The organism is Curtobacterium sp. VKM Ac-2922, assembly GCF_022815645.1.
Lineage (GTDB): Bacteria > Actinomycetota > Actinomycetes > Actinomycetales > Microbacteriaceae > Curtobacterium.
Genome location: NZ_JALGRO010000013.1, coordinates 48,634 through 73,812, shown reverse-complemented (window position 1 = coordinate 73,812; position 25,179 = coordinate 48,634). Strand labels below are relative to the sequence as shown.

Below are 25,179 nucleotides of genomic sequence, written 5' to 3'. Positions count from 1 at the left end.
TGACGCGACGGCCCCGCTCACGCCCGGCGGGTTACTCGCTGCCGATGCGCAGCAGCAGCGGCCCGAGCAGGCCGATCACCCAGACCAGCACGATGCCGGCCGCCCCGACCGCGAGCATCCGGCGCTTCCACCGGCGCCGCGGCGTCGGTGGGGTCTCGCCCCACATCTGTGTGCGCACGAGGATCCGGTTCGCCTCGCCGACCAGCCGGCGGATCTCGGGGTCGTCCAACTCGAGGCGTCCTTCGCGGGCGTGCTCGGCGATCGCCGTCGCTTCGGCGAGCGACAGCCCGTCGGTCGTGCCCTCACGCTCGGTCATGTCGCCATCGTCCCACGAGACGGAGCTGGCGTCCCAGGAGTCAGGCCGTTCGCCGTTCGACCACGAGCGCGAGCGGCACGTCGCGTCGGAGCGCGTCGGCGTCGTCAGCGTGCACGGTGCGGCCGTCGACGGTCGGCAGGTCGAGGTACGTCCGACGGACGACGTGTGTCAGGGCATCGGCCGAGGTGCTCCGACCAGCCCGCATGCGCCAGCGTTCGGGGTGTCGCCGGAGGGCGCGGGCGCCTGCTGCGGTCGTCGGGGCGGTGGACAGGAGCGCCCAGAGTGCGTCGTCGGTCATCGTCGCGAGGACGTCCGGGGTCAGGACACCGGCCGCGCACGCACGTCGGACCAGGTCCCGCATGACGGCGTTCGGGATGATGTTCGCCTCGGAGCGCTGCGCACGGGCCTCGGCAAAGGCGAGGTGTGTGATCTCGTCGGCCGTGACCACATCGGTGTCGACCGCGCCGTCGATCAGTCGGAGCCGCCGCAACAGGTCCGCCGGTGGGGTCGTCGTCCTGCCGTTCGCCTGTCCGCTGCGCAGGAACGAGTCGAGGTGGTCGAGCTTCAGGCCGCCGCGGCGACTCGTCAGCGGTGACCACCGTGCGCCGTCGTCGGTGTCGATGACGATCTGCGCATCCAGGCCACCGGCCCGCAGCACCGGGTCGAGCTGGCGCACCGCCGCGCGTCCCAGCGTGTGGTGGTCCAACCCGCCGATGCCCTCGAGGGTGTGGCTGTAGGGCAGGTGTCCGACGTCGTGCAGCAGCGCCGTTGCCCGGGCCACGGCGTCATCGGGTGCGAAGTGGGCCACGAGCGCGAGTACGCCGAGCGAGTGCTCCAGTCGCGAGTAGTTCTGTGTCGTGGTGATCGCGGCCGCCCCGGCGTGGGCGATGAAGGCCAACCGACGAACGGGCCACGTGGCCAGCAGTGCGCGTTCCACCGGCGTGAGTGGCACTTCGATGCGCCACAGCGGGTCGTACCAGACCCCGTCGATCCCCATCGTGTCTGCTGCGTCGCCGTGCACCGGACCTCCTCGTCGCCGTCCGCCAACGCTACCGGTGCAGGCACGGACTGTGCCCGCGGTCAGCGCCGTCCGCGTACCGAGGACGCATGACACAACGCTTCCGAGGCCAGGTCGTCGTCATCACCGGCGCCTCGAGCGGCATCGGCCGTGCCGCTGCCCACGAGTTCGCTCGACGCGGGGCGACGGTGGTGCTCGCCGCCCGCAGCCACGACAGCCTGGAGGCCGCAGCCCAAGAGTGCCGCGACCTCGGCGCCGAGGCCGTCGCCATCCCGACCGACATCGCCGACGAACACCAGGTCGAGGACCTCATCAGCACGGTCACGACCCGGTTCGGCCACATCGACGTGTTCGTCGGCAACGCCGCGCTGTTCGTCTACGGGCTGTTCGAGCAGACCCCGACGGACTCGTTCAAGCGCGTCGTCGACACGAACCTCTACGGCCACCTGTACGCGATCACCCACCTGCTGCCGCACTGGAAGCAGCGCGGGAAGGGCACCTACGTCCTGGTCGGCAGCATCCAGTCGCTGCTGAGTGCGCCGTACCAGTCCGCCTACGTGACGAGCAAGCACGCGGCGCTGGGGCTGGTCGACGTGCTCGGGGACGAGTTCGCCGGCACCGGGATCGACTTCACCACCCTGATGCCCTCGACCATCGACACCCCGATCTACCAGAACGGCGCGAACTACACCGGCAAGGCGTCGCACCCGCTGCCGCCGACCGTCTCGGTGGAGCGTGCGGGCAAGGCAGTCGTCACCGCGGCACTGCACCCGAAGCGCTACCGGTTCGTCGGACGGATCCAGGCGTCGCTCGTGCCGCTGCAGTACGTGTTCCCCGGGCTGTTCCACGCGATCACGAAGCCGATGGTCGAGACCTTCGCCCTGCGTGGCCACCAGGAACCGACCGACGGCAACCTGTTCACGCCCGCCGACGCGGGCAACGCGACGAACGGCGGGTGGGTCGCGAAGCGACGGCGCGTCACGCGCCCGCTCGTGTGGCTCGGCGCCGCCGCCGCGGTCGCGACCCTGGCCCTGCGCCCACGCCGCTGACGGACGGGAGGCGCTGGTCGGCCCCGCCACGCGCCTCCCGTCCGCCCCGCCCGGCCCGTCGAGGGAGCAGACGACGTCGGGTCAGTGTCCGCCACCCGACGTCTTCTGCTCCCTCGAGCGCGTCGGGAGCGCGCCTCGAGCGTCTCAGTCGAGGACCGCGGCGACCGCCTCGACCTCGACGAGCTGGTCGTCGTACCCCAGCACCGTGACGCCCATCAACGTGCTCGGCACGTCGTGCTCGCCGAACGCGTCGCGCACGACCGCCCACGCGGCCACCAGGTCGGCCTGCCGCGACGACGCCACGAGCACCCGCGTCGAGACCACGTCCTGCAGGGTCGCTCCCGCGTCGGCCAGCGCCTGCCGCAGGTTCGCGACGCACGCAGCGGCCTGTCCGGCGTGGTCGCCGATCGCGACCGTCTGCCCGTCGGCGTCGAGCGGGCACGCGCCGGCCAGGAAGACCAGCCGGGCCTCGGCCGGGGCCGTGGCGGCGTAGGCGTACTCGGCGACCGAGCTGAGCGACGACGACCGGATGAGCTGCACTGCGCTGACCATGCTCGCCATCCTGGCCCACCGTCGCCGGGACCGGGGGACCGCATGACGGGAGGCGCGTGGCGGGCCCGCACCGTGCCTCCAGTCCGACCGTGGCCGGGCCGACCGCCTCAGGGCGTGACGCGCGTCCAGCCGGACTCGGCGCGCCATGCGCGCGCGTCGAACCGGAAGACGCTGCCCATGCCGGGCTGGTCGAGCGCGCGGTCGATCGGGACGCCGCGCAGGTGCGCCAGCAGCAGCGCGCCGACCGCACCGTGCGACACGATCGTCACGTCGTCGTCCGCGGTGATCTCACGGACGGCTCGGACGATCCGGTTCTGCGCGTCGACGGCGCGCTCCCATCCGCGCACCGACGCGTCGGGCCGGGCGAAGAACGCGTCGACGACCGGCTCGAACGCGGCCGGCGGCAGGTACCCCGTCGCGCTGCGGTCGATCTCGCCGAGCCGCGCGTCGATCTCCGGCGTGACACCGACTGCCCGGCCGAGGAGCTCGGCGGTCTCGACGGCCTTCTGCTCGGCGCTCGAGACGATGCGCGTCGTCCCGGGCGCCCAGGCGGACCAGTGCGCGGCAGCAGCGCGCGTGCGCCCGACGTCGGAGAGCCCCCAGCGTTCGATCGGCACCGCGGGGTCGATGACCACCTCGGCGTGGGTCAGGAAGGACGAGACCATCCACCGAGCCTGGCAGACGACGCTCGATCGATGACGGCGGGTGGTCGTAGGGTGTGGTCGTGGAGTTCCCGGGGGAGGCGGACGGCGCGCGTGACGCGTCGACCTCTCCGGGGTCACCCCGGGGCACGCAGTACCAGCAGGACGACACGCCCCGAGAGGCTCGGCGCGCTCCGCGCGCGCTCCCTCACGGAGGCACCGACAGGTCCCCCGGGAACCCCACGCCCACGCCGCTCGACGTCGTCGCCCGGGCACTCGCCGATTCGTTCCTGGCGGCCGACCGGTGGAACCGCGACGACCTGACCGCCGCCGGGTACGACGTGCTCGGTGTCGAGCGCACGTACGTCGGCCTGGCCGTCGGCATCGCCCTCGACGCCTGGCCCAGGCCGCCCGTCGACGCCCCGCGGCAGTTCGCCGCCGTGCTCGCGAGTGATCCCCGCCTGATCCGGCTGCACGACTCACGCGTGCCGCTCCGGCCGGTGCGGGTGCTGCTCCGCCGTGCCACCGCAGTCCGCGCCGTCCCGAGGGTCGACAGCCGCCTGCTGGTCGACACGCTCCCGGAACTCGCGCGCGAACTCGACCTGACCGTGGGTCGGCTGATGTGGCTGGCGGACACGCGGGGGTGGAACCGCCGCCCGGGCCCGTCGAGCCCGCTCCACCACCACCGCCACGAATGGGTCCACCGTGCCGGACGTGCCCCACGTCTGCTCGAGAAGCCGATGGCGATGCTCAAGCGCACGCAGCGGACGATCCTCGACGAGTTGCTCGTGGCGATGCCCGTCCACGACGCCGCGCACGGGTTCGTCCCCGGTCGTAGCGTCGTCTCCGGCGCGGCCGAGCACGTCGGCCGATCGGTCGTGCTGTCCGCCGACCTGACGTCGTTCTTCGCCAGTGTGACCGCGCCGAGCGTGTACGGCGTGTTCCGCTCGGCCGGGTTCGCCGAACCGCTCGCACACGTGCTGACCGGCGTCTGCACGCACCGGGTGCCGCCGCACGTGCTGACCGCGATGCCACCGGGCGGCGACGCGGATGCCCGCGGGGCGCTCCGTCGGGCACTTGCGGCGGCGCACCTGCCGCAGGGGGCGCCGACGTCACCCGCGCTGGCGAACCTGACGCTCCGACACCTGGACGTGCGGCTGGCCGGGTGGGCTGCGGCGATGGGCGGCACGTACACGCGCTACGCCGACGACCTGACGTTCAGCGGCGGCGACGCGATGGCGGCGCGGGCGGACGCGTTCCTGCGTGGCGTCGACCGGATCGTGCGTGAGCAGGGGCACACGCTCAACACCCGCAAGACGCGGGTCCGGCGGTCCGCTGTGCGGCAGTCGGTCACGGGCGTGGTCGTGAACGAGCGGACGTCGCCCGGTCGTCGCGAGGTCGACCGGTTGCACGCGGTCCTGCACAACTGCGTCGTACAGGGCCCGGCCTCCCAGGACCGCGGAGGGCACCCGGACTTCCGCGCACACCTGCTCGGACGCATCGGCTGGGTCGAACAGGTGCATCCCGGGCGAGCGCGTCGGCTCCGTGACGAGTTCGCCCGCATCCGCTGGTGACGGCCGGTGGCGTCGCTAGGGTGACGCCATGACAGCGCACCGAGTGACCGCGCCGGAGCCTCCGGCAGCGGGGACGAAGGTCCAGGGCCCCGCCTCGTACTTCCCGAGCATCGAGCGCACCTACGGGCGCCCCGTGCAGGAGTGGCTCGACGTGGTCGCCGAGCGGCTGGACACCGAGCCGCACATGCAAGTGGTGTCCTGGCTGAAGGCCGAACACGGCATGGGCCACGGGCACGCCAACGCGGTCGTCGCGTACGTCAAGCGCGCCCTGGCCTGACGCGTCAGGAACGGACCAGGCGCGCGATCGCCTCGGAGGCTTCCTTGACCTTGGCCGTCGGGTCGCCGCCGTCGGCCAGTGCGTCGGTCACGCAGTGCGTCAGGTGGTCCTCGACCAGTCCGAGCGCGACCGACTGCAGCGCCTTCGTCATCGCGGACACCTGGGTCAGGATGTCGATGCAGTACTGCTCGTCCTCGACCATGCGCTGCAGCCCGCGTGCCTGGCCCTCGATGCGCTTGAGTCGCTTGAGGTACGCGTCCTTCGACGAGATGTAGCCGTGCTCGTGATCGGTCATGAGGCCTCCCGGGGACCAGTACCCCACCAGGGTATGTCATCGACCCCGACTGGTTGACGCGGTTGACGTGAGATCGGTATGATCGGTTGACACGGTTGCAGGAAGGCGGAGCGCATGGCAACGACCCAACGGGTGGTCTCCGGGACTGCCGTGGCGGCACTGCTCGCCGCGATCCAGGACCGGCTCCGCGGTGGTCGGTACGACGATGCACTCGCGGCGGTGGGCGACGTCGGTGTGCTGGCAGATCGGATGGTCGCCGCGTTGCCGGCGGTCAAGCACGAGGCCGACGCGCTGATCGGCCCGTTCTACGACGCGTCCTCGTTGGCGAGCTGGCGCGGTGTGACCCGTCAGGCGATCAGCAAGGCGAGCACGAAGGGTGACCTGCTGGGCCTGAAGATCGGCGACGGCAGCCGGATCTTCCCGTCGTTCCAGTTCGGTCCGTCCGGCGCGCCGTTGCCGCACCTGCGGCAGGTGCTGGCGCTGCTCGACCCCGACCGCATCGATCCGTGGGGCAGTGCCCTGTGGCTCAACACCGTCGCCGACGAGTTCGGCGGTACGACCGCCGCCCAGGCACTGCGGGCCGGCCGGCACGACGTCGTGCTGCGCGCCGCCCGCCGCGCGGCACACGCCTGGCTGGCGGACGCGTGACCGAGCGCCGCACCCAGGTCGCACAGCGTGGTCCGAGCGACGGCGCCGACCTGGCGGGCTTCCCGTCGGCCGAGTCCCGCGGCACGACGTTCTACCGGGCGAAGCGTCACGACCGTGGTGCGTGGTGGTTCGCGAGCACCCCGGCCGACGCGGACGGCGCGGACGGCGGCCGGTTCGACCTCGCCGACCCCCGGGGCACCTGCTACTGGGCCGACTCGGTCGAGGTCGCGGTGCGCGAACGCCTGGCACACCACACCCTGCACACGAACACGGTGTTCGTCGGCCGGGCGCGCGAGATGGTCGTCGTCGCGGCCCGGGCGTCGCGGGGGCGCCGCTTCGCCGACGTCACGGCCGCAGACGCGGTGCGGCACGGCGTGGGTGCCGAGCTGCAGACGATGGTCGACTACCGCGTGCCCCAGGCATGGGCTCGGGCGTTCGACGCTGCCGGGTTCGCGGGCGTCCGCTACAGCACCCGGTTCACCAGCGCCGCGGCACCCAACGCGTGGGCCGTGTTCGGCGACGCCGGCGTTCCCCGTCGGCCCCGTCCCGAGCGAGTCCACCGCGACGGGGTGACCGCGTGCCGCGAGTCCGGCATCCGTGTGCTCGACGACGGCACCACCGCCGGCCCCGAGCGCTTCACGATCGTGACGCCGCCGCGCGACTGAGCTGCCCCGCTGCCGTTGCGGTGTCCCGCCGACGTGCGCACGTGTCGGTGGCTGCTCGTACGGTGACGGACGTGGTCGAGCCAGTCGATGCGTGGTGGCGCCGCCGACAGTTCTCGCGCGGTGTGGCGATGCCGTACGCCGTGGGCGAGTTCCGCGACGCGTGGGCGTCCTTCCCGGTGCTCATCCGGCAGTACCACCCCGAGTGGAACGCCGGCATCGTCCTGACCCAGGTGCCCCCGGCGGCCGAGGTCCTGCTGACGTGGGAGTGCGACGTCGGCCACGTGTTCGTCGCGACCCCGGCCGAGCAGCGCGGGCGTCCCGGCCGCGAACGCCGACGGTCCGTCTGGTGCCCGGAGTGCACCGTGATGGCGAAGCCCCAGCGATGGCCGGTCCTGCCAGAGGACTGGCCGACCCAGGTCCCCGCGCCGCAGCGAGCGGTCCGGACGGCCGGGCGGCAGACCCTGCCCGCGGCCGGCCGACGCGGCGCTTCTCCGGTGGGCGACGTGCCGACCGGTGCCGTCGCGTCCTCCCGCGCGGCTCGTCCCGGCGCCCGTCGGGGCACCGCTCGGCGTCCGGCGGCCGAGCGGGAGATCTGCCGCAAGACGCCGCGGCTGCCCTCGGGCGACGCCTTCGTCAGCGTGTGCGCGCCGGCGACGGCCTCGGCGGTCGAGGCCGAGCTGCGCCAGGCGTTGTCCGACCGCTTCGACTTCACCTTCGACCGGAACGCCATCCGCCTGGACCGGCCGTTCCACGACCACGTCGAGGCCTGGCCGGACATCATCCTGCCCGAGCTGCGCGTCGCGATCGAGTACGACTCCACCGGTCGGCACGGGCTCGAGCACGTCGGACCGCGCGAGGACTCCGACCGGCGCAAGGACCGCGCACTGCGTGGCGTCGGGTGGGAAGTCGTGCGCATCCGCACCGGGCGCCTGCCCGCCCTCGGGCCCCACGACCTGCAGGTGTCGGGCGTGTCCGGTCGGACGATCGAGCGCCTGGTCGACACCCTGCGGGACGTCCGCGGCGCACTCTTCGTCGACGCCTACGCGCGCTGAGCCGCACGACGGCTGCACGGCTGCACGGCGCGCGGACGGTGCGCGGTTGCGGCCGGGCAGCACCGTGCGAGGCTGCATGCGGGTGCGACCATGGTCGCCCGGTGCGACCTTGTTGCGCTGCACGGGGCGATCAACCTCGCACCGGGCGCGAACCTCGCACCAGGCGCGAACCTCGCACCGGGCGCGCACCTCGCACCGGGCGCGCACCCACCCCTCACCCGCGCAGCGCGAGCGCCTCGCTGGTCCACCGCGCGTGCAGCGACCACGGATCGGGGACCCCGGCCGCGACCACCCGGACGTGCTCGAGCAGCTCGGGCGTCACCCGGAACCACTCTGTCCCCGGGTACCGCGAGACCGCGAACTGCTCGTGCCGCCGCCGTTCGAGCGCCCGGTCACCCCGCTCGAACGCCAGCAGGTCCTGGTGCGGGATCCGCGCGAACCGTTGCCGGGGGTTCGTCGTCGTGCCGATCTTCACGCGGTCGCCCACGTCGTCGCGCTGCCGCAGGTAGTACACGACGTCCACCCGCGGGGGAGCGAGCTCGCCGTCGGGCACGTCCCCGTACGGCCACTCGCACACGGCGCACACCGTCCCCGAGGGGAACCGCACGCCGATCCGGCACCCGCAGACCAGGCACGGGCCGGGCAGCGCGTCCTCGGTGCCGCGGCGGCCCCCGGCGAAGTCGCCGACCACCAGCACGTGGGACTCGCACAGCGGCACCGGCGCGCCGGACGCGGGCTCGCCCGCGCACCCGGGCACGCAGCAGGACTCGACCATGCGCGGAACGCTAGTGGTGACGTCCGACGTGCCCCGGGCCTCCCGTCAGTCGAAGACGGCGCCCACCGGCTCGCGCTTCTCCTCCTGGAACCGGTCCTCGGCGCGCCCCAGCGCCCAGTACGCCGACAGTGACATGTCCGCCTTCTCGACGCCCCACTCGTCCTGCAGCAGTCGTCGGATCGCCTTGATCGCGGTCCGCTCACCGTGCGCGAACACGCGCACCGGCCGGGAGGCCCGCGGCAGCTCGCGGGTCGCGGCCAGCAGGAGCGTGCCCGGCTCGGCGCCGGTGGCGTCGCGGTGCAGCCATCGCAGCGTCACGCCGGCCGGGTGCGGCATGTGCTGCTGGTCGGCGGGTCCGGCGACCTCGATCAGCGCCGTGCCGGTGGCGTCGGGGTCCATCGCAGCGAGCGCCGAGGCGATCGCCGGCAGTGCGCTGTCGTCGCCGAGCAGCAGGTGTTCGACGTCGGGGTCGGCGCTCGGGGCGTAGCCGCCGCCGGGGCCGGTCAGGGCGAGCAGGTCGCCGGGGCGGGCAGCGGCGGCCCAGGGTCCGGCGAGTCCCTCGTCGCCGTGCACGACGAAGTCGATCGCGATCGTCTGGGTGTCGTGGTCGATCGACCGGACGGTGTAGGTGCGTCGGGCCGGCCGGTCCTGCTTCGGCAGGTCGTCGCGCAGGGCGTCGAGGTCGTACGGGGGCGTCAGGCCGAGCCCCGGCTTCGCGATCAGGAGCTTGACGTACCGATCCGTCATGGCCAGTCGGTCGGGGTCGGCATCGTCGACGAACGCCCGGAACGCGGGTCCGCCCAGGTGCACGCGCACCATGTGGGGCGTCAGGCGTTCGGTGTGGTCGACGACGAACACGTGCTGGGTTCGGTTCTTCGCGCTCATCGTGGGGGAGCTTCCTCTCGTCGTGTCTGCGCACGCTGTGACCTGCTCGGTGTCAGCCGTGTCCCGGCGATTCCTGGTGCGCAGACGCGCTTGTGAGGTTAGCCTCACCTCATGAACGCTCCAGTCACCCGGTTCTCCGAACTGCTGCGGCTGCGTGCAGCGCGGACCTCGGGCACGACGGCCGGCACCGACTTCATGGACGCGCTGCGCGGCGGGCGCTGCGACGTGGCGGACTACGCCGACCTGCTCGGGCAGTACGCCTTCGTGTACGACGCACTGGAGCGCGCGGCCGAGCGGATGGCGGACCACCCCGTCGTCAGCCCGTTCATGACGGCGCACCTGACGCGCATGCCCGCGATCCGTGCCGACCTGGAGTACCTGGTCGGCCCGGACTGGTCCGAACTCGTCTGCCCCACACCGGCCACGACGGCGTACGTCCGACGACTCAACGAGGTCGCGGCCGAGTGGCCCGGCGGCTTCGTCGCGCACCACTACACGCGGTACCTCGGCGACCTGTCCGGCGGCCGGGCGATCGGCCTGACGCTGAGCCAGCAGTTCGGGTTCGACACGAACGGCGTGCTGTTCTGGATCTTCGACCAGCTCGCCGACCCCGCGGCCTTCCAGGCGACCTACCGCGACCAGCTCGACGCGGCACCGTGGGACGCCACCGAGCGCGAGCGGGTGATGGCCGAGGTCGAGCTGGCCTCGGCGCTCGACGACGGTCTGCTCGCCGAGCTCGACGCACGGCGCACCTCCGCGGCCTGAACACGGGAGCGCCTGCCAGGGGCCACCGGCCGTGCACCGAGCGGTCGCGGAGCGTTGCGGTGCGTCACGAACCGGCCGGACGGTCGTCGTCACGCTGCGCCGCCGCCCGGTACGCTGCTGGGGTCCGGGGACTGGTATCCCACACAATCGGAAGGACGAGATGACGGCGATCGACGGATCCACGCGCTTCGGCAGCGCACGTGAGAACGTCAGCGGAGCGGTCGACAGCGACCTGCGCGCCGACGTCCGCTACCTCGGCAGTCTGCTCGGGCGGGTGCTCCGCGAGAGCGGGGGCGACGACCTGCTGCGCGACGTCGAAGACCTGCGCGCCGCGGTGATCACGGCCTACGAGGGCGACGACGCCGACGGTGCCGCCCGCGCCGAGGCGATCGTGGCAGGGCTCTCAACCGAGCGCTCCGAAGAGGTCGCGCGTGCCTTCACCACCTACTTCCACCTGACCAACCTGGCCGAGGAGCACCACCGCGTGCGCGTGCTGCGGCAGCGTGGCGACGACGGCGGCGTGGCAGGCGACTCGTTCCCCGCGACGTACGCCCAGCTCGTCGACGAGGTCGGCGTGGACCAGGCCGCTGCGCGGCTCGCCGACCTGCGCTTCCACGCCGTGCTGACGGCCCACCCGACCGAGGCCCGTCGGCGTGCGGTCACCACGGCGGTCCGACGCATCACGGACCTGATCGACGAGCGGGACCGCGCGAAGAACGCCACGGCACGTGCCGAGAACGAACGCCGGCTGCTCGAGGAGATCACGAACCTGCTGCGCACCTCGCCGCTCCGCACGACCCGGCCGACCCCGCTCGACGAGGTCCGCACCGCGATGAGCGTGTTCGACCAGACGCTGTTCGAGATCGTCCCGCAGGTCTACCGCCTGCTCGACGACCGACTGCTCGGTGACGCTGCGGGCAGCAGCCCCGTGCAGGCCCCGGCGTTCGTGCGCTTCGGCACGTGGATCGGCGGCGACCGCGACGGCAACCCGTTCGTCACCGCGGACATCACCCGCCAGGCGGCCGAGATCGCGGCCGAGCACGTGCTGCTCGGCCTGGCCCGTGCCGCGACCCGGATCGGCAGCACCCTGACGCTCGACGCCGACGAGACCCCCGCCGACGCGGGACTCACCGCGCTGGTCGCCGCGCAGGAGTCGCTCGACCCCGACATCGCCGAACGCATCGGCATCCGTGCGCCGAACGAGACCCATCGCCGTGCGCTGCTGTTCACCGCCGCGCGCCTCGACGCCACCCGTCGTGGTGACCGCCCGCTGGCGTACGACGGCCCCGAGGCGTTCCTGGCCGACCTGCGCACCATCCAGCACTCGCTCGTGGCCGCCGGTGCGACCCGGCCCGCGTACGGCGAGCTGCAGAACCTGGTGTGGCAGGTCGAGACCTTCGGGTTCCACCTGGCCGAGCTCGAGGTCCGCCAGCACTCCCAGGTGCACCGCACGGCCCTCGCCGAGATCCGAGCGGGCGGTCCGCTCAGCGAGACCACCGAAGAGGTCCTCGCGGTCTTCCGCACGATCGCGCACCTGCAGCGGCGGTACGGCGTGCGCGCCTCGAACCGCTACATCGTGTCGTTCACCCAGTCGGCAGCCGACCTGGCGAACGTGCACGAACTCGCCGTGGCGGCGCTCGGCTCCGAACAGGACGCGCCGGTGCTCGACGTGATCCCGCTGTTCGAGACCTTCGCCGACCTGCACGCCAGCGTCGACATCCTCGACGAAGCCGTGCAGACCGAACCGTTCCAGCGCCGCCTGGCCGCCACCGGCCGCAAGCTCGAGGTCATGCTCGGGTACTCGGACTCGTCGAAGGACGTCGGCCCGGTCTCGGCGAACCTGGCGCTGTACGACGCCCAGGCACGCATCGCCCGCTGGGCCGAGCAGCACGACGTCGAGCTGACGCTGTTCCACGGCCGCGGCGGCTCGCTCGGCCGTGGCGGTGGACCCGCCAACGAAGCGGTGCTCGCCCAGCCGCCGGGATCGATCGACGGCCGGCTCAAGCTCACTGAGCAGGGCGAGGTCATCTTCGCCCAGTACGGCGACCAGGACATCGCCGCGCGGCACCTCGAGCAGATGGCCTCGGCCACGCTGTTCGCGTCGTCGCCCTCGAACGAGTCCCGGACCGAGGCCGCCGCAGAACGCTTCGCCGACCTGGCCCAGCAGCTCGACGACGTCTCCCGCGACGCGTTCTACGGCCTGGTCAAGGCCGACGGCTTCGCGCCGTGGTTCGCCCGGGTCACGCCGATGGAGGAGATCGGCCTGCTGCCCCTCGGCTCGCGTCCGGCCCGCCGCGGCCTGAGCGTCGAGTCCCTCGAGGACCTCCGCGCCATCCCGTGGGTGTTCTCGTGGACCCAGGCGCGCATCAACCTGGCCGGCTGGTACGGCCTGGGCTCGGCGCTCGAGGCCGTGGGTGACGTCGAGCTCCTGCGCACCGCGTTCGCCGAGTGGCCGCTGTTCGGCGCGATGATCAAGAACGTCGAGATGTCGCTCGCGAAGACGGACGAGCAGATCGCCCGGCGCTACCTCGAGCTCGCCGACCGCGACGACCTGGCCGCGATGGTGCTCTCCGAGATGCTGCGGACCCGCGAGTGGGTGCTGCGGGTGTCCGGCGGCGCTGACGTGCTCGAGGACCGGCCGGTCCTGGCCCGGGCCGTGCGGCTGCGCAGTCCGTACGTCGACGCGCTCTCGCACCTGCAGCTCCGGGCGCTCCGTGCGATCCGCACGTCGGGCAGCACCGACCCGACCGATGCCGACCACCGCCTGCTGCTGCTCACCGTGAACGGGATCGCCGCCGGCCTGCAGAACACGGGCTGACGCCCGGCGCGACCACCCGACGGACTGGAGGCCCGGTGCCAGCTGGCACCGGGCCTCCCGTCCGTCATGTCCGGGCCGTACCGCGCACGGTGCGAGCGCGCCGAGCGGTCACGACACCCCGTCGGTGTGCCACCGAGGGGTCACAGATCGTCGGCTCCGCTGCGCGTCACCGACGATCTGTGACCCCTCGGCGTCCGCGAGTGGGGTGTCGTGACCAGTCAGGACCCTGTCGAATCGATTCGGGGCGGCGTAGCGTTGCTCCGGTGACGACGGAGCGCACCCAGATCGGCCCCCGGACTCCGGCGACCCTGCCGCCGATCGTGCCGTTGGCGCTCATCGTCGGCGTCTCGCCGTTCGCGACCGACATGTACATCCCGGCGCTGCCGGCCATCGCGCGTGACCTCGGGACGACGCCGAGCGCCGTGCAGCTCTCGCTCACCGCGTTCCTGGTCGCGTTCGCCGTCGGCCAGCTGCTCGTCGGCCCGGTCAGCGACGGGATCGGTCGACGACCGATGCTGCTCGCCGGCACCGCGCTGTTCGCGATCGCGTCCCTCGGGTGCGCGCTGGCGCCAGACGTGGTGACCCTCGTCGTCGCCCGGGTGGTCGAGGGACTCGCCGGTGCCGCCGCAGCCGTCGCCGGCCGCGCCATGGTGTCCGACGTGACGGACGGCCCGCGGATGGCGAAGGTGTTCGGCACGCTCGCGGCGATCAACGCGATCGGCCCCGTCGTCGCGCCGCTGGTCGGGGGAGCGGTGCTGACGGTGGCGACGTGGCGCGTGATGTTCGTCGTGCTCGCCGTGCTCGGTGCGGTGTTCTTCGCGCTCGTGCTGCCGTTCTTCCGCGAGACCCTGCCGCCCCGATCGCGCGGGGGCATCGGTCTCGGCGCGAACTGGCAGCGGATCCGGCAGCTGGCGTCGATCACGCGGTTCCGCGCGTACCTGCTGACGTCGGTCCTGTCGACGATCGGGTTCTTCGCCTACATCGCCACCAGCTCGTTCGTGTTCCAGACGCAGTTCGGGTTCTCCGAAGGGCTGTACACGATCGTGTTCGCCACCAACGCGACGATGATGATCATCACCACGCTCGTGTTCCGGCGGGTCGTGGGCCGCGTTGCCGAGGACACGCTGCTGACCCTCGGCCTGCTCGTGGGGACGCTCGGCGCAGCCGGGGTGCTGACGTCGGCGCTGCTCGGACTCGGCCCCGTCCCGGTGTGGTGCTCGCTCGCCGTCGTCACGGGCGCCTGGGGGTTCGTGCTGCCCGCCGCGATGACCCGGACGCAGCACGTCGGTTCGGCACACCCCGGTACGGCGGCGGCGCTGCAGGGCGGACTGTCGTTCGGGCTGGGTGGACTCGGGACACCACTCGCCGGGCTGCTGGGAGGCACCGCACTGGCGATGGGCTCGGTGATGGTCACGCTGATGGCCGCTGCCGTGATCGTGCAGGTGGTCGCGACGCGCCGCGCCCGTGTGACGGGTGGCGAACGACTGTCGGACGCTGACCGATAGTGTCGGGTACGCAGCCCGCACCGACACGAGGAGATCACCCGGTATGGACATCGTCGTACACGAGTCGCAAGCGGACGCGGCCGTGCTGCAGTGCAAGGGGCGCCTGAACATGGTGTCGGCGCCGGCCTTCCGCGAAGCCGTGGCCAAGGTCGTCGGGGACGGCCGGAACCGGGTCGTCGTCGAGCTCTCCGGGGTGGACTTCATGGACTCCTCCGGTCTGGGCGCCCTGGTCGGGTGCCTGAAGACCGCACGCCAGGCCGGCGGGGACCTGCGCATCGCAGCCCCGTCCGAGCAGGTCAGCATGGTCCTCAAGCTGTCCAACATCGACAAGATCCTGCGGACGTACCCCGACGGGGACGCCGCGGTGTCGACCTGGGGATGAACGGCAGCGCCGTGGCCGACCACCGACTGGACTTCGCGTCGCCGCCCGACGACGTCACCTGTGTCCACGAGTTCCTTGCGGGCGTCTGGGGTTCCGAGCCGTCGGTCGCCGCCGAGGATCGCATGGCCTTCGAACTGGCCCTCGTCGAGCTCGCGTCGAACGTCGTGGAACACGCCGGCGGCGGGGAGCGGGTCGCGTGTTCGCTCTCGCTGGCCGTCAGCGGTGACGGCCTGCAGGCCGAACTCACCGACGACGGACGGCCGGCCTCGGTCGACCCGTCGGCCGCAACGCTGCCGGACGCTGCTGCCGAGAGCGGGCGCGGGCTCGCTCTGGTCGGCATGGTCGTCGACGAACTCCGCTACGAGCGCGATGGCGACCGCAACCGCTGGACGGTACGGCGCGGCCGCGTCTGACGGCGTCCGACCCAGCAGAACGGGTCGTCCACCGGGGTTGTTGCACGCAGTCCGGTAAACGCACGGCTCCGGCCAGAACCCGCGGGGCACCGCCGTGGATTGCGATCCCGCCGGACTCGCGTGTCACGATGCGCCCGTGACCATCGACCACGACCCCCGGATGCGCTTCGAGACCGCCGGCGACGACCTCGACGACGCCATGCGCATGTACGAGGACGCCTACGTGGGCTCGGGGTTCACGGCGCACACCACCGACCGGCCGTTCCAGTACCGCTTCCGGGTCGTCGGTGACGAGACGATGTCCTTCCGCTCCTCCCGATTCGACGCGAGCGTCCGCGGCGAGGTCGACATGCGCGACGAGTACGTCGTGATGTGGCTCGCAGACGGCAGCGGTCGCGTCGACATCGGCCGCGACGAGGTCCCCTTCGGCACCGGTACCCCGATGATGTTCCCGACGGGCCGACCCTTCGAGTTCGAGCTGGCTGACGTCCGACAGAGCCTGGTGCAGTTCGAACGGACGTACCTCGAGGGCATGGCGGCCGAACTGCACGGCGCGCAACCCGGCCCGCTGGTGTTCGACCACGCCGCGACCCTGTCGCCCGAGGGCCTGCGCTCGTGGAACCGACAGGTGCAGGACGCCGCCGCGACCGTCCTCGGTGCCGCGCCGGTCTCCCCGCTCCTGCTGGCCGAGACCTCCCGCGCCACCGCCATGACGCTCCTGCGGACCTTCCCCCACCGCCTGCTCGCGCCCGACGTGTCCCTGCCGCAGGGCGCGACCGGCCGGGTCCGCGAAGCCGTCGAGTACATGCACGCGTTCGCGCACACACCGATCACCACCACCGACGTCGCCGAGCACGTCGGCCTCAGCGTGCGCGGGCTGCAGCAGGCGTTCCAGCGGCAGGTCGGGACGGCACCGAACTCGATGCTGCGCGGCATCCGACTGGACCGCATCCGCGAGGAGCTGCGGCACGGCACCGTCCGCGAGACCACGGTGGCGTCCGTCGCGGTGAAGTGGGGCTTCGCGCACCTCGGGCGGTTCTCGGCGGCGTACGCCAACCGCTTCGGCGAGTACCCGCGGGACACGCTGCAGGGCTGAGGTCGGCCGCGTCCCCGCTCCGCGTAGGCTCGACGCGTGCGCCGACCTCGACCCTGGGTGATCGTCCCCGGCATCTGGAACTCGGACCCCGAGCACTGGCAGTCCCGGTGGCAGGCCGAGCGGCCCGGTTCCACGGTCCGCATCGCACCGACCTCGTGGTCCGAGCCGGACCCCGACGACTGGTCGCGCGCGATCGACCGCGCGGTCGCGGCCGTCGACGAGCCACCGGTCCTGGTCGCCCACAGCCTGGGTGTCATCGCGGCCTGGCGGTGGCTCGTGGACCACGACGACGGCCGGGTCGCGGGGGCGTTCCTCGTCGCGCCACCCGACCCCGCGGCGACGGGGTTCCCGACGGCAGCGGCGGGATTCACGCTCCCGGACCGTTCGGTGACGACGCCGACCGCGCTCGTCGTGAGTGACGACGACCCCTACTGCTCCCTCGACCGGGCGCTGACGATGGCGGTGCGCATCGGCGCCGAGACGCACCGGATCGGCGCGCACGGTCACGTGAACGTCGCGAGCGGGCTGGGGGACTGGCCGATCGGACGAGACATCCTCGAGGACTTCAGCGCGCGCTGCTGATCAGCGGGTGCGACACGCCGTTCATGTTCGGCGCGACATGCCACCGGATGCCGCGACACACCGCGGATGTCCCACGTGATCGACCTCGCGATATTTATCCTTCGGGACATGGAGACGCAGTCCGGCGCACGCACCCCGCTCGTTGACCCGTTCGGTCGCGAGCTCGAGGAGTGGCTCCGCGACGCTCCGGCCACCCGTGCGCCGTACGTGTCGGACCTGGTGGTCCCGCCCGTCACCGGCCCGGTGCAGCGACCGGACACCGTCCGCGAAGGCACGTCCGAAGCCCACACCGCAGAACGCGCCGAGCCCGGAGCCGACGAGCGTGGAACCCTCGAGCGCGGCGCCGTCGAGCCCGGGCTGGCCGAGACCGCGACCGCGCGGACCGCAGTCGTCGCGCCCGACCTCGTCGCGCCCGAACTCGCCGCGACCGACGTCGTCACGCCCGCGGACTCCGACCAGGCCTTCCGTCGCCCCCGGGACCACGGCCGGCACGCGTCGGTCTGCGCGCCGTCGTTCCCCGAGCCGCCCGAGCGCATCGCCCTGCGCATCGACGAGCTCGCCGTCCAGGTCTCGGCGCAGAGCGGTCGCCCGACGATCGAGCGCATCGTCGTGCTCGAGGACGAGGTCCGCCGCCGCGACGAGGACCTGGCGCGTCTGACCGCGTGGGAGGCCGTCGTCGCCCACCTGTCCGACCCCGAGGTCGAGGCCGCGCGCGCCTACGCCCGCTCGGTGTTCGCCGACCTGCTCGCGGACGCTGCCGACGAAGCCGACCGACGCGACCGGGCCGCTGCCCGCCGTGCCGCCACCGGCTCGGTCACGGTCGTCCCCGCCACGCCCGCCCCGGCGTTCACCGCCGAGACGACCGAGCGCCGCGCGCCGGCCGACCCGAGCGCGTCCGCTGCGCCGGTCCTGGTGCTGTCGTCCGTCGCCGCGCCGGTGTCGCTCACCGGCGGCGCCGCGCTCGGCGACACCGCCGCGCTCGACACCGCCGCTCTCGACGCCGCCGACGACGACCGCGACGAGCCTGCGCGACCGGTGCCGAGCCTCCAGTCCGTGCCGCCGGTGTCTGCGAACACCCGGCCCACCCCGCTCATCCAGCCGGCCACCGGGCCCACGGTCATCGACCGCGACGCGTTCGCTGCGGTGCTCCGCACCCACCGTGCCGAGACCGCCGGTACGCCGGTCGTGTTCCCGGCTGAGCTGGCCGTGGCGGACCAGGCGGACGGTGCCGCTGCCGAGCGGACCGACGCCGTCACCCCGGCGACGTCGGAGCAGCCCGGTTGGTGGGCGCGCGCGGTCGCCGCGGTCCTGCGTCTGCTCGGCCGTCGGTGACCTCCGGGCGTCCATCGCGGCGCTCGACGCCGTCGACCCCTCGGTAGACTGACGGGATGCCGACGCTCCGCGATCTCCAGGCCGTGATCGAGTCCCTGTGGCCGGTCGACGGTGCCGAGTCGTGGGACAGCGTCGGGCTCGTCTCCGGTGACCTCGACGCCCCGGTGGACCACGTGCACCTGGCGGTCGACGCCGTGCCGGACACCGCGCGCGAAGCCGTGTCCCTGGGTGCCGACCTGCTGCTGACCCACCACCCCTTGCTGCTGCGCGGCGTCACGACCGTCGCCGAGTCGACGTACAAGGGTGCCGTCCTCGCGACGCTGATCCGCGGCGGCTGCGCGCTCGTCGCTGCGCACACGAACGCCGACGTCGTGGCGACCGGCACCTCGGCGGTGCTCGCCGAGCGCATCGGTCTGACCGAGCAGCGTCCGCTGGAACCCGGGGCCACCGACGACACCGGGATCGGCCGAGTCGGGGTGCTGGCGGAACCGATGACCCTGGGTGCCCTGGCGCGCCGGGTCGTCGACGTGCTGCCAGCGACGGCCTCGGGCGTCCGCGTCTCCGGCGACTACGACCGCCCGGTGCGCACGGTCGCACTGTGCGCCGGCGCGGGCGACGCGTACCTCGGCAACCCGCTCGTGAACGCGGCCGACGTGTACGTCACGAGCGACCTGCGCCACCACCCGGCGTCGGAGTTCCGCGAACAAGCGCTGCTGACCCATGGCCCGGCACTGATCGACACGTCGCACTGGGCGACCGAGTGGCTGTGGCTCGACGTCGCGGCCGACCAGCTCCGTCGCGCCGCCGGAGTCCGCGTCACGGTCAGCGACCTGCGCACCGACCCGTGGGACTTCGCCGTCTTGCCGAGCGCGCCCACCCCCACCACCGAGCACCACCACGAAGGAGCCTGACCATGAAGGCAGCACCCGAGGACCAGGTCATCCTCCTCGACGTCCAACGACTCGACAACGACATCACGCGGCTGGAGCACCGGATCAGCTCGCTGCAGAAGGGCGACCGGCTGACCGAGCTCGGCACCGCGGCGGCGAAGCTCCGCAGCGAGCTCGCGGCAGCGACCGGTGACGTCGAGGACGCCGAGCGCGACCTGGCCCGGCTCGAGTCCGACACCGCGACCGCGCAGGCCCGGGTCACCCGCGACACCACCCTGCTCGCGAGTTCGTCGAGCACCAAGGACTCCGCCGGCCTGCAGAGCGAACTCGACTCCCTGCAGCGGCGCATCGGCGACCTCGAGACGTCCGAGCTCGAGGTGATGGAGCAGCTCGACGTGTTCCGCGCCCGCGTCGGCGACATCGAGGCGAAGCTCGCCGACGCCGAGGCCGCCCGCAGCGCCCTGGTCTCCGAGCGCGACACCGAGATCGGGCGGCTCGAGAACGACCGCGCCTCGGCAGTGCAGGCCCGAGCCGACGTCGCCGCCAAGGTGCCCGAGGACCTGCTCGCACTGTACGAGCGGCAGCGTGCGCGCTACGGGTTCGGGGCGTCGCTGCTGCAGGGCGGCGTCTCGACCGCGTCGGGGGTGACCCTGACGGGCGCAGACCTGCAGGACGTGCGCCGTGCGGCTCCGGACGACGTCGTGCTCTGCCCCGACAGCGAGGCGATCCTGGTCCGCACCGCCGAATCCGGCCTGTAGACCCACTCCGGTCTTCGGACCGACACCGCGACGGACTGGTGGGGCCCGGTGCCAGCTGGCACCGGGCCTCCAGTCCGTCTGGTGGTTCCGTCCGTCTGGTGGTTCCGTCTGTCTGGTGGTTCCGTCCGTCTGGTGGTTCCGTCTGTCTGGTGGTTCCGTGGCCTGTGCGAACGGGCCGGCCGTACGCCGGGTTCTGTCCTGCCTTGCGGCAGTGACGGCCATCTCTCTCGGACCGACGTTGCCGTCGGCCTCCAGCGGTCTACCCGAGGACTCGGCGAGCAGCCTCAGCGTCCTCTGTCTGACCTTGCTCCGGGCGAGGTTTACCGAGCGGATCCGGTCACCCGGACCCCTGGTGGTCTCTTACACCACCGTTTCACCCTTACCGGTGTCGCCACCGGCGGTCTGCTTTCTGTGGCACTGTCTCGCGGATTGCTCCGGGTGGGTGTTACCCACCGCCCTGCTCTGTGGAGCCCGGACGTTCCTCGGCACTCCCGGGGGAGTGACGCGACCGTCTCACCGACCCGTTCGCGGGTTCAGTGTACCGGGTGGCGGGTCCGTGCAGCGTCTCTACCGGCGACCCGTTCGCACGGCGTGCCACGCCTCCCCGAGACGGCCGCTGAGTGGTCACGACACCCCGCGTGCCAGTTGCCGAGTGGTCACGAGTCGTCGGTGTCGGTCTCGCCGGACGACGAATCGTGACCACTCGCCGATGCACCAGCGGGGTGTCGTGACCACTCGATGCGTGCATCGGGGCCGTGCGTCGTGGATCAGGCGCTGCGAGCAGCCAGCGTCGCCGCGCCGATGATGCCCGCGTTGTTGCGGAGCGTCGCGGGGATGATGTCGGCCTGCAGGTCGAGCAGCGGCAGGAACTCCTCGTAGTGCTTCGACACTCCGCCGCCGACGACGAAGAGCTCGGGGGAGAGCAGCGCTTCGAGGTGCGAGTAGTACTTCTGCAGCCGCTTCGCCCAGTGCTTCCACGACAGTTCGTCGCGTTCCTTGGCCGCGAAGGAGGCCTTCGTCTCGTAGTCGACCCCGTCGATCTCCAGGTGCCCCAGCTCGGCGTTGACGATGAGCACGCCGTCGTTGATCAGCGCCGTGCCGATGCCCGTGCCGAGCGTCGTCATGACCACCAGCCCGTCGCGACCCTTCGCCGCACCGAACTGCTGCTCGGCGAACCCGGCGGCATCGGCGTCGTTGACGAAGTGGATGGAGCGCCCGAGTTCCTTCTCGAAGAGCGCCTCGGCCTCGAAGCCGATCCACTTCTTCGACACGTTCGCCGCCGACATCGTCTTGCCGTCACGGACGACCGCGGGGAAGCACACGCCCACCGGCACGTCCGCTGCGGGGGAGAGTTCGTCGAGGATGGACGCCGCCACGGCCACGATGTCGTGCGGCTTGCCGCCCTCGGGGGTGGCCTTCTTGATCCGTTCGGTGGTGAGTTCGCCGGTCGTCGTGTCGACGATCGCGCCCTTGATGCCCGTACCGCCGATGTCGACGCCGACTGCGAGTGAGGTCATGAGGAGCTGGGTCCCTTTCCGGAGACGGTGAGGAGTTCGGCGCCACGTTCCGTGACGACGAGGGTCTGTTCGAACTGTGCGGTCCAGGACTTGTCGCGCGTGCTGACGGTCCAGTCGTCGGCCCAGATGTCGGCCTCGATGCCACCGAGGGTCAGCATCGGCTCGATGGTGAACACCATGCCGGCCTCGATGACCGTGTCGTACTGCGGCGCATCGTGGTGCGGGATGATCAGGCCGGAGTGGAAGGCCCGCCCGACGCCGTGACCGGTGTAGTCACGGACGACGCCGTAGCCGAAGCGCTTGGCGTAGGACTCGATGGCCCGGCCGATGACGTTGACCTGCCGACCGGGAGCGACCGCGCGGATGCCCCGGCGCATGGCCTCCTCGGTGCGCGTGACCAGGTCCTGGACCTCGGGCAGGGCCGTGCCGACGACGAACGTGCGGTTGGTGTCGCCGTGCATGCCGTCCTTGTAGGCGGTGATGTCGATGTTGACGATGTCGCCGTCCTGCAGCACGGTGTCGTCCGGGATCCCGTGGCAGATGACCTCGTTGACCGAGGAGCACAGCGACTTCGGGTACCCGCGGTAGCCGAGCGTCGAGGGCCAGGCCCCGTGCGACACGACGTACTCGTGGCCGATGCGGTCGAGCTCGTCGGTGGTGACGCCGGGGCGGATCGCGGCACCGACGGCGTCGATGGCCTGCGAGGCGATGCGCCCGGCGGTGCGGATCCGTTCGACCTCGTCCGGTGTGTACGTGTCGCCCAGGCCGTGCTCGTGGGGTTCGACGCGGCCGACGTACTCGGGTCGTTCGATGTCCTTGGGGACGGAGCGCTGCGGGGAGATCCGGCCGGCGGTCAGGTGTCCGTGTTCGTCCCGGGGCATGCGGACAACTCTAGCCACGCAGGGCGGTGCACCACGACCTGCGCCGTGGTGCACCGCCCGTGTGTGTGGGTCAGACCGTGGTCTCGGCGTGCACCAGCACCGTGTTGGCGACCATCAGGACGCGGACGGTGTCGCCCTTGCGAGCACCCGCGACGTCGGCTGTCCAGGTCCCGTCCTGGTTCATGCGCGGCCGCACCGGCAGCGCGATCTCGTGGCCGGCCCGCAGGACCCGGACCGTGACGTGTGCGAACGGGTCGTTCACCTTGCCCGACACGGTCAGTGCGCCGGTGGCCTCGTCGAACGCGTCGACGGTCACCGTGCCGGCGAGCGCTGCCGGCGGCTCCGGCTTCGTGTCGGGCGTTGTGAACGTCGTCGACACGGTGCCGGCGGTGGAGGTGAACTCGATCGTGTAGGTGGTGCTGACCGGAGGGTTCGGCACCTGCACCGTGAACGAGGTGGGCAGGTCGCGGTAGACGTCGCCGCCCGCGACGGTCGCCCCGGACGGGTCCTTGACGGAGTACTGACCGGCGCCAGGAACGGCGAGGGTCACGTCCAGGTTCTGTCCGACGTAGTGCGGGTCGGACACCGTGATCGGAGCTGGCTGCCCGGCTGCGGGCGCGGTGAACCCGGCGTCGGTCTCGCCGGGGGCCGGCTTCGCCACGATCGGCTGCTGGGTCTCGCCGGAGCCGGGCGCGGTGAAGCCGGGGTCGGTCTCGCCGGGGGCCGGCTTCGCAACGATCGGCTGCTGGGTCTCGCCGGAGCCGGGCGCGGTGAACCCGGGGTCGGTCTCGCCGGGGTTCGGCTTCGCCACGTCGCCGCCGGGAGCGCGGAACACCGTGTCGACGGACTTCGTCCCCTGCATGTTGCTGAGACGGAGGGTGTACTCGGCCCCGGGCGTGGCGTTCATGATGCCGAACTGGACGTCGCCACCGGTGACGTTGCCGTTGCCGACGCGGCTCGAGACGACCTTGCCGTCGTCGTCGAGCACCTCGAACATGCCGGCCGACGGCAGGTGGGCGATGGCGTGCAGGTAGCTGTGGCCGCTCGAGTCGTCGATGCTCAGGTCGCTGACCGTGGCAGCACCGAACTCCGGGATCACCGGGGCCGTGAAGCTGGTGCGCGAGGTGCCGCGGTCGCTCGTGGAGACGAGGGAGTACTCCGCGCCGGACTCCGGTGCGCTGACGGCGAACCGAACGTCGTCGGTCCCGTCGTGGCTCGAGCGCGAGGTGAGGATTCCCACCGAGGTGCCGTGGGCGTCTTCGATCGTCGCGGTCCCGCCCGAGGGGACGGTGCCCACGACGGTGAGCCACCCGGACTGCTGGCCGAGGGTCACCTCGCTGACGACGGGGGTGCCGACCCCGGAACCAGACTCCGTGCCGGGCGCGGTGAAGCCGGTGTCGGTCGCACCGGGAGCGGGGACCGCGACGATCGGTTCGACGGTGCTGCCCGGGACGGTGAAACCGGGGTCGGTCGCGCCGGGCGCGAGGGTCGCGACGATCGGCTCGGCGCCCTCGCCGCCGAACAACGCCCCGAACCGGTGGTTGGACGCGCCGTTGAGCTCGGTCATGACGTACGGCCGGTCACCGGCCTGGGCACCGGCGACGTCTTCCGTCCAGGTGCCGTTCGCTGCGATCGTGCCCGATGCCACGACGACGCTCCGGTCCGAGTCGAACCGCACCTGGTACTCGGCGCCGGGGACGCCCGTCCCCGACACGGTCGCGGTGTGCTGGTCGGCGTCGAAGGCGCTGATGTCGATGGTCGGCGTGTCGAGCTCGCGGATCGCGTCGACGCCGATCGAGGTGCCCTCGACCGAGCCGGCCGCGTTCAGGCCGACCGCCTCGATCGGGTTGGTGCCCCACCCGAACGCGGTCGTGGCGGTGCACGAGGCGGTACCCGCACCCACCGACACCGTGGTGGAGCAGATGAGGGCGTGGGTCGTCTCGTCGCGGATCTCGAGGCGACGCACCGGAGCACCGACCTCGGCGGTGATCTCCGGGCGGGCTCCGGTGAAGAGTGCGCTGCCGCGCTCGTCCGGGTCCAGCGGGCTGGCGTAGTCGTCGTAGACCGTCTCACCGCCGATGCTGGCGATCCGTACGGTCGGGTTCGGGGCGGCGTTCGCGACCGCGGGCAGGCCGACGGCCAGGGTGGCCATGGTGAGTCCGGCGATGCTCGCGACGGTGATGACAGGGCGCTTGGTCATGTGGTCCTTCCAGAAGGAATGTGAAATATGACCATAGGTGCATGCCGAGCGTGACGCTGAGAGCATCCCGGGTGCGATGCCCGAGTACGGTGACGGCATGAGCGACGAACGCATCGAGTCCCAGTGGTGGTTCAACGACAAGACCCACACCGTCGAACAGGGCCCGCAGTCCCCGCAGCGCGACCGGATCGGTCCGTTCGAGACGCGCGAGGAAGCCGAGCACGCCCTCGACCGGATCAAGGCGAACAACGAGCAGTGGGACGAAGAGTCCTGATCGCGACCAGCTGACGGAC

At 72.3% G+C, this 25,179-nt stretch carries 27 protein-coding genes and 1 other RNA gene; 17 read left to right on the top strand and 11 right to left on the bottom strand.

The features are described 5' to 3' along the window. Window positions 1-31: 31 nt before the first annotated feature. Entirely contained in the window at window positions 32-316 is a 285-nt protein-coding gene (locus tag MT346_RS15015; protein ID WP_243563901.1) for a hypothetical protein, read from the bottom strand. A gap of 40 nt (window positions 317-356) precedes the next feature. Continuing rightward, window positions 357-1,337 (bottom strand): HD domain-containing protein, encoded by a 981-nt coding sequence (locus MT346_RS15010; protein WP_243563900.1) that lies wholly within the window; start codon window positions 1,335-1,337, stop codon window positions 357-359. Window positions 1,338-1,423: 86 nt separating this feature from the next. On the opposite strand from MT346_RS15010, the gene MT346_RS15005 reads away from it, so the two are divergent. Next, the gene (locus tag MT346_RS15005; protein WP_243563899.1) at window positions 1,424-2,383 is read left to right on the top strand and encodes an SDR family oxidoreductase; all 960 of its coding nucleotides are present in this window, start codon (window positions 1,424-1,426) and stop codon (window positions 2,381-2,383) included. A gap of 144 nt (window positions 2,384-2,527) precedes the next feature. On the opposite strand, the gene MT346_RS15000 is transcribed toward MT346_RS15005, so the two are convergent. Both MT346_RS15000 and MT346_RS14995 read right to left on the bottom strand, forming a co-directional pair. Beyond that, window positions 2,528-2,935 (bottom strand): RidA family protein, encoded by a 408-nt coding sequence (locus MT346_RS15000; RefSeq protein WP_243563898.1) that lies wholly within the window; start codon window positions 2,933-2,935, stop codon window positions 2,528-2,530. Window positions 2,936-3,042: 107 nt separating this feature from the next. Then, on the bottom strand, window positions 3,043-3,600 hold the full coding sequence (locus tag MT346_RS14995) for a histidine phosphatase family protein (RefSeq protein WP_243563897.1): 558 nt from the start codon (window positions 3,598-3,600) through the stop codon (window positions 3,043-3,045). A 59-nt stretch (window positions 3,601-3,659) separates the two neighbouring features. Between MT346_RS14995 and MT346_RS18480 the strand changes: the two genes are divergently transcribed. Beyond that, on the top strand, window positions 3,660-5,150 hold the full coding sequence (locus MT346_RS18480; RefSeq protein ID WP_243563896.1) for a reverse transcriptase family protein: 1,491 nt from the start codon (window positions 3,660-3,662) through the stop codon (window positions 5,148-5,150). 28 nt (window positions 5,151-5,178) lie between these two features. After that, the gene (locus MT346_RS14985) at window positions 5,179-5,427 is read left to right on the top strand and encodes a DUF4287 domain-containing protein (protein WP_243563895.1); all 249 of its coding nucleotides are present in this window, start codon (window positions 5,179-5,181) and stop codon (window positions 5,425-5,427) included. 4 nt (window positions 5,428-5,431) lie between these two features. Here the strand turns inward: MT346_RS14985 and MT346_RS14980 are convergent, their stop codons facing one another. Continuing rightward, entirely contained in the window at window positions 5,432-5,722 is a 291-nt protein-coding gene (locus tag MT346_RS14980) for a metal-sensitive transcriptional regulator (RefSeq protein ID WP_243563894.1), read from the bottom strand. A gap of 114 nt (window positions 5,723-5,836) precedes the next feature. Between MT346_RS14980 and MT346_RS14975 the strand changes: the two genes are divergently transcribed. From MT346_RS14975 to MT346_RS14965, 3 genes are all read left to right on the top strand, one after another. After that, window positions 5,837-6,370 (top strand): hypothetical protein, encoded by a 534-nt coding sequence (locus MT346_RS14975; RefSeq protein WP_243563893.1) that lies wholly within the window; start codon window positions 5,837-5,839, stop codon window positions 6,368-6,370. Then, complete coding sequence (locus MT346_RS14970) at window positions 6,367-7,035, top strand: RES family NAD+ phosphorylase (protein ID WP_243563892.1); 669 nt, start codon at window positions 6,367-6,369, stop codon at window positions 7,033-7,035. Before MT346_RS14975 ends, MT346_RS14970 begins: the two co-directional genes overlap by 4 nt. A 71-nt stretch (window positions 7,036-7,106) precedes the next feature. After that, the gene (locus MT346_RS14965) at window positions 7,107-8,087 is read left to right on the top strand and encodes an endonuclease domain-containing protein (RefSeq protein WP_243563891.1); all 981 of its coding nucleotides are present in this window, start codon (window positions 7,107-7,109) and stop codon (window positions 8,085-8,087) included. A gap of 214 nt (window positions 8,088-8,301) precedes the next feature. Here the strand turns inward: MT346_RS14965 and MT346_RS14960 are convergent, their stop codons facing one another. Together MT346_RS14960 and MT346_RS14955 are read right to left on the bottom strand one after the other, a co-directional pair. Beyond that, window positions 8,302-8,862 (bottom strand): GIY-YIG nuclease family protein, encoded by a 561-nt coding sequence (locus tag MT346_RS14960; RefSeq protein ID WP_243563890.1) that lies wholly within the window; start codon window positions 8,860-8,862, stop codon window positions 8,302-8,304. 45 nt (window positions 8,863-8,907) lie between these two features. Next, window positions 8,908-9,747, bottom strand: a complete 840-nt coding sequence (locus MT346_RS14955) for a siderophore-interacting protein (protein ID WP_243563889.1) — start codon at window positions 9,745-9,747, stop codon at window positions 8,908-8,910. Between the two features lie 111 nt (window positions 9,748-9,858). Here MT346_RS14955 and MT346_RS14950 point away from each other — a divergent pair, with 111 nt between their 5' ends. From MT346_RS14950 to MT346_RS14905, 10 genes are all read left to right on the top strand, one after another. Next, window positions 9,859-10,512, top strand: a complete 654-nt coding sequence (locus tag MT346_RS14950; RefSeq protein WP_243563888.1) for a heme oxygenase (biliverdin-producing) — start codon at window positions 9,859-9,861, stop codon at window positions 10,510-10,512. Between the two features lie 160 nt (window positions 10,513-10,672). After that, window positions 10,673-13,330, top strand: a complete 2,658-nt coding sequence (locus MT346_RS14945) for a phosphoenolpyruvate carboxylase (protein ID WP_243563887.1) — start codon at window positions 10,673-10,675, stop codon at window positions 13,328-13,330. Between the two features lie 263 nt (window positions 13,331-13,593). Continuing rightward, on the top strand, window positions 13,594-14,835 hold the full coding sequence (locus MT346_RS14940) for a multidrug effflux MFS transporter (protein WP_243563886.1): 1,242 nt from the start codon (window positions 13,594-13,596) through the stop codon (window positions 14,833-14,835). A gap of 43 nt (window positions 14,836-14,878) precedes the next feature. Continuing rightward, the gene (locus MT346_RS14935; protein ID WP_243563885.1) at window positions 14,879-15,217 is read left to right on the top strand and encodes an STAS domain-containing protein; all 339 of its coding nucleotides are present in this window, start codon (window positions 14,879-14,881) and stop codon (window positions 15,215-15,217) included. 11 nt (window positions 15,218-15,228) lie between these two features. After that, window positions 15,229-15,630, top strand: a complete 402-nt coding sequence (locus MT346_RS14930) for an ATP-binding protein (RefSeq protein WP_243563884.1) — start codon at window positions 15,229-15,231, stop codon at window positions 15,628-15,630. A gap of 136 nt (window positions 15,631-15,766) precedes the next feature. After that, window positions 15,767-16,726 carry an AraC family transcriptional regulator gene (locus MT346_RS14925; RefSeq protein WP_243563883.1) on the top strand — a complete coding sequence of 320 codons (960 nt, stop codon included), beginning with the start codon at window positions 15,767-15,769 and terminating at the stop codon, window positions 16,724-16,726. A gap of 36 nt (window positions 16,727-16,762) precedes the next feature. Continuing rightward, the gene (locus MT346_RS14920) at window positions 16,763-17,308 is read left to right on the top strand and encodes an alpha/beta hydrolase (protein ID WP_243563882.1); all 546 of its coding nucleotides are present in this window, start codon (window positions 16,763-16,765) and stop codon (window positions 17,306-17,308) included. Window positions 17,309-17,416: 108 nt separating this feature from the next. Continuing rightward, on the top strand, window positions 17,417-18,640 hold the full coding sequence (locus MT346_RS14915) for a hypothetical protein (RefSeq protein WP_243563881.1): 1,224 nt from the start codon (window positions 17,417-17,419) through the stop codon (window positions 18,638-18,640). Between the two features lie 56 nt (window positions 18,641-18,696). Next, window positions 18,697-19,551, top strand: coding sequence for a Nif3-like dinuclear metal center hexameric protein (locus MT346_RS14910; RefSeq protein WP_243563880.1), 855 nt, complete (start codon window positions 18,697-18,699; stop codon window positions 19,549-19,551). Window positions 19,552-19,553: 2 nt separating this feature from the next. After that, entirely contained in the window at window positions 19,554-20,288 is a 735-nt protein-coding gene (locus MT346_RS14905) for a zinc ribbon domain-containing protein (RefSeq protein ID WP_243563879.1), read from the top strand. 167 nt (window positions 20,289-20,455) lie between these two features. Here MT346_RS14905 and rnpB read toward each other — a convergent pair. The 4 genes from rnpB to MT346_RS14885 form a co-directional block, all read right to left on the bottom strand. Next, window positions 20,456-20,812: RNase P RNA component class A (rnpB, locus tag MT346_RS14900), an RNA gene on the bottom strand. 243 nt (window positions 20,813-21,055) lie between these two features. Beyond that, entirely contained in the window at window positions 21,056-21,805 is a 750-nt protein-coding gene (gene ppgK / locus MT346_RS14895; RefSeq protein WP_243563878.1) for a polyphosphate--glucose phosphotransferase, read from the bottom strand. After that, window positions 21,802-22,686, bottom strand: a complete 885-nt coding sequence (gene map / locus MT346_RS14890; RefSeq protein ID WP_243563877.1) for a type I methionyl aminopeptidase — start codon at window positions 22,684-22,686, stop codon at window positions 21,802-21,804. The genes ppgK and map overlap by 4 nt, the downstream gene beginning before the upstream one ends. Before the next feature lie 70 nt (window positions 22,687-22,756). After that, window positions 22,757-24,886 (bottom strand): hypothetical protein, encoded by a 2,130-nt coding sequence (locus MT346_RS14885; protein WP_243563876.1) that lies wholly within the window; start codon window positions 24,884-24,886, stop codon window positions 22,757-22,759. Between the two features lie 97 nt (window positions 24,887-24,983). On the opposite strand from MT346_RS14885, the gene MT346_RS14880 reads away from it, so the two are divergent. Then, complete coding sequence (locus tag MT346_RS14880; RefSeq protein ID WP_111107370.1) at window positions 24,984-25,160, top strand: SPOR domain-containing protein; 177 nt, start codon at window positions 24,984-24,986, stop codon at window positions 25,158-25,160. Window positions 25,161-25,179: the final 19 nt, after the last annotated feature.

What these genes read in the sequence shown, in the direction of transcription:
- MT346_RS14905 (WP_243563879.1), top strand. Translation starts at nt 19,554, where the DNA reads ATGAAGGCAGCACCCGAGGACCAGGTCATCCTCCTCGACGTCCAACGA.
- MT346_RS14885 (WP_243563876.1), bottom strand. Translation starts at nt 24,886, where the DNA reads ATGACCAAGCGCCCTGTCATCACCGTCGCGAGCATCGCCGGACTCACC.
- map (WP_243563877.1), bottom strand. Translation starts at nt 22,686, where the DNA reads ATGCCCCGGGACGAACACGGACACCTGACCGCCGGCCGGATCTCCCCG.
- MT346_RS14945 (WP_243563887.1), top strand. Translation starts at nt 10,673, where the DNA reads ATGACGGCGATCGACGGATCCACGCGCTTCGGCAGCGCACGTGAGAAC.
- MT346_RS14975 (WP_243563893.1), top strand. Translation starts at nt 5,837, where the DNA reads ATGGCAACGACCCAACGGGTGGTCTCCGGGACTGCCGTGGCGGCACTG.
- MT346_RS15000 (WP_243563898.1), bottom strand. Translation starts at nt 2,935, where the DNA reads ATGGTCAGCGCAGTGCAGCTCATCCGGTCGTCGTCGCTCAGCTCGGTC.
- MT346_RS14980 (WP_243563894.1), bottom strand. Translation starts at nt 5,722, where the DNA reads ATGACCGATCACGAGCACGGCTACATCTCGTCGAAGGACGCGTACCTC.
- MT346_RS14950 (WP_243563888.1), top strand. Translation starts at nt 9,859, where the DNA reads ATGAACGCTCCAGTCACCCGGTTCTCCGAACTGCTGCGGCTGCGTGCA.
- MT346_RS14995 (WP_243563897.1), bottom strand. Translation starts at nt 3,600, where the DNA reads ATGGTCTCGTCCTTCCTGACCCACGCCGAGGTGGTCATCGACCCCGCG.
- MT346_RS14985 (WP_243563895.1), top strand. Translation starts at nt 5,179, where the DNA reads ATGACAGCGCACCGAGTGACCGCGCCGGAGCCTCCGGCAGCGGGGACG.
- MT346_RS14915 (WP_243563881.1), top strand. Translation starts at nt 17,417, where the DNA reads ATGGAGACGCAGTCCGGCGCACGCACCCCGCTCGTTGACCCGTTCGGT.
- ppgK (WP_243563878.1), bottom strand. Translation starts at nt 21,805, where the DNA reads ATGACCTCACTCGCAGTCGGCGTCGACATCGGCGGTACGGGCATCAAG.
- MT346_RS14910 (WP_243563880.1), top strand. Translation starts at nt 18,697, where the DNA reads ATGCCGACGCTCCGCGATCTCCAGGCCGTGATCGAGTCCCTGTGGCCG.
- MT346_RS15015 (WP_243563901.1), bottom strand. Translation starts at nt 316, where the DNA reads ATGACCGAGCGTGAGGGCACGACCGACGGGCTGTCGCTCGCCGAAGCG.
- MT346_RS14960 (WP_243563890.1), bottom strand. Translation starts at nt 8,862, where the DNA reads ATGGTCGAGTCCTGCTGCGTGCCCGGGTGCGCGGGCGAGCCCGCGTCC.
- MT346_RS14935 (WP_243563885.1), top strand. Translation starts at nt 14,879, where the DNA reads ATGGACATCGTCGTACACGAGTCGCAAGCGGACGCGGCCGTGCTGCAG.
- MT346_RS14955 (WP_243563889.1), bottom strand. Translation starts at nt 9,747, where the DNA reads ATGAGCGCGAAGAACCGAACCCAGCACGTGTTCGTCGTCGACCACACC.
- MT346_RS15005 (WP_243563899.1), top strand. Translation starts at nt 1,424, where the DNA reads ATGACACAACGCTTCCGAGGCCAGGTCGTCGTCATCACCGGCGCCTCG.
- MT346_RS14880 (WP_111107370.1), top strand. Translation starts at nt 24,984, where the DNA reads ATGAGCGACGAACGCATCGAGTCCCAGTGGTGGTTCAACGACAAGACC.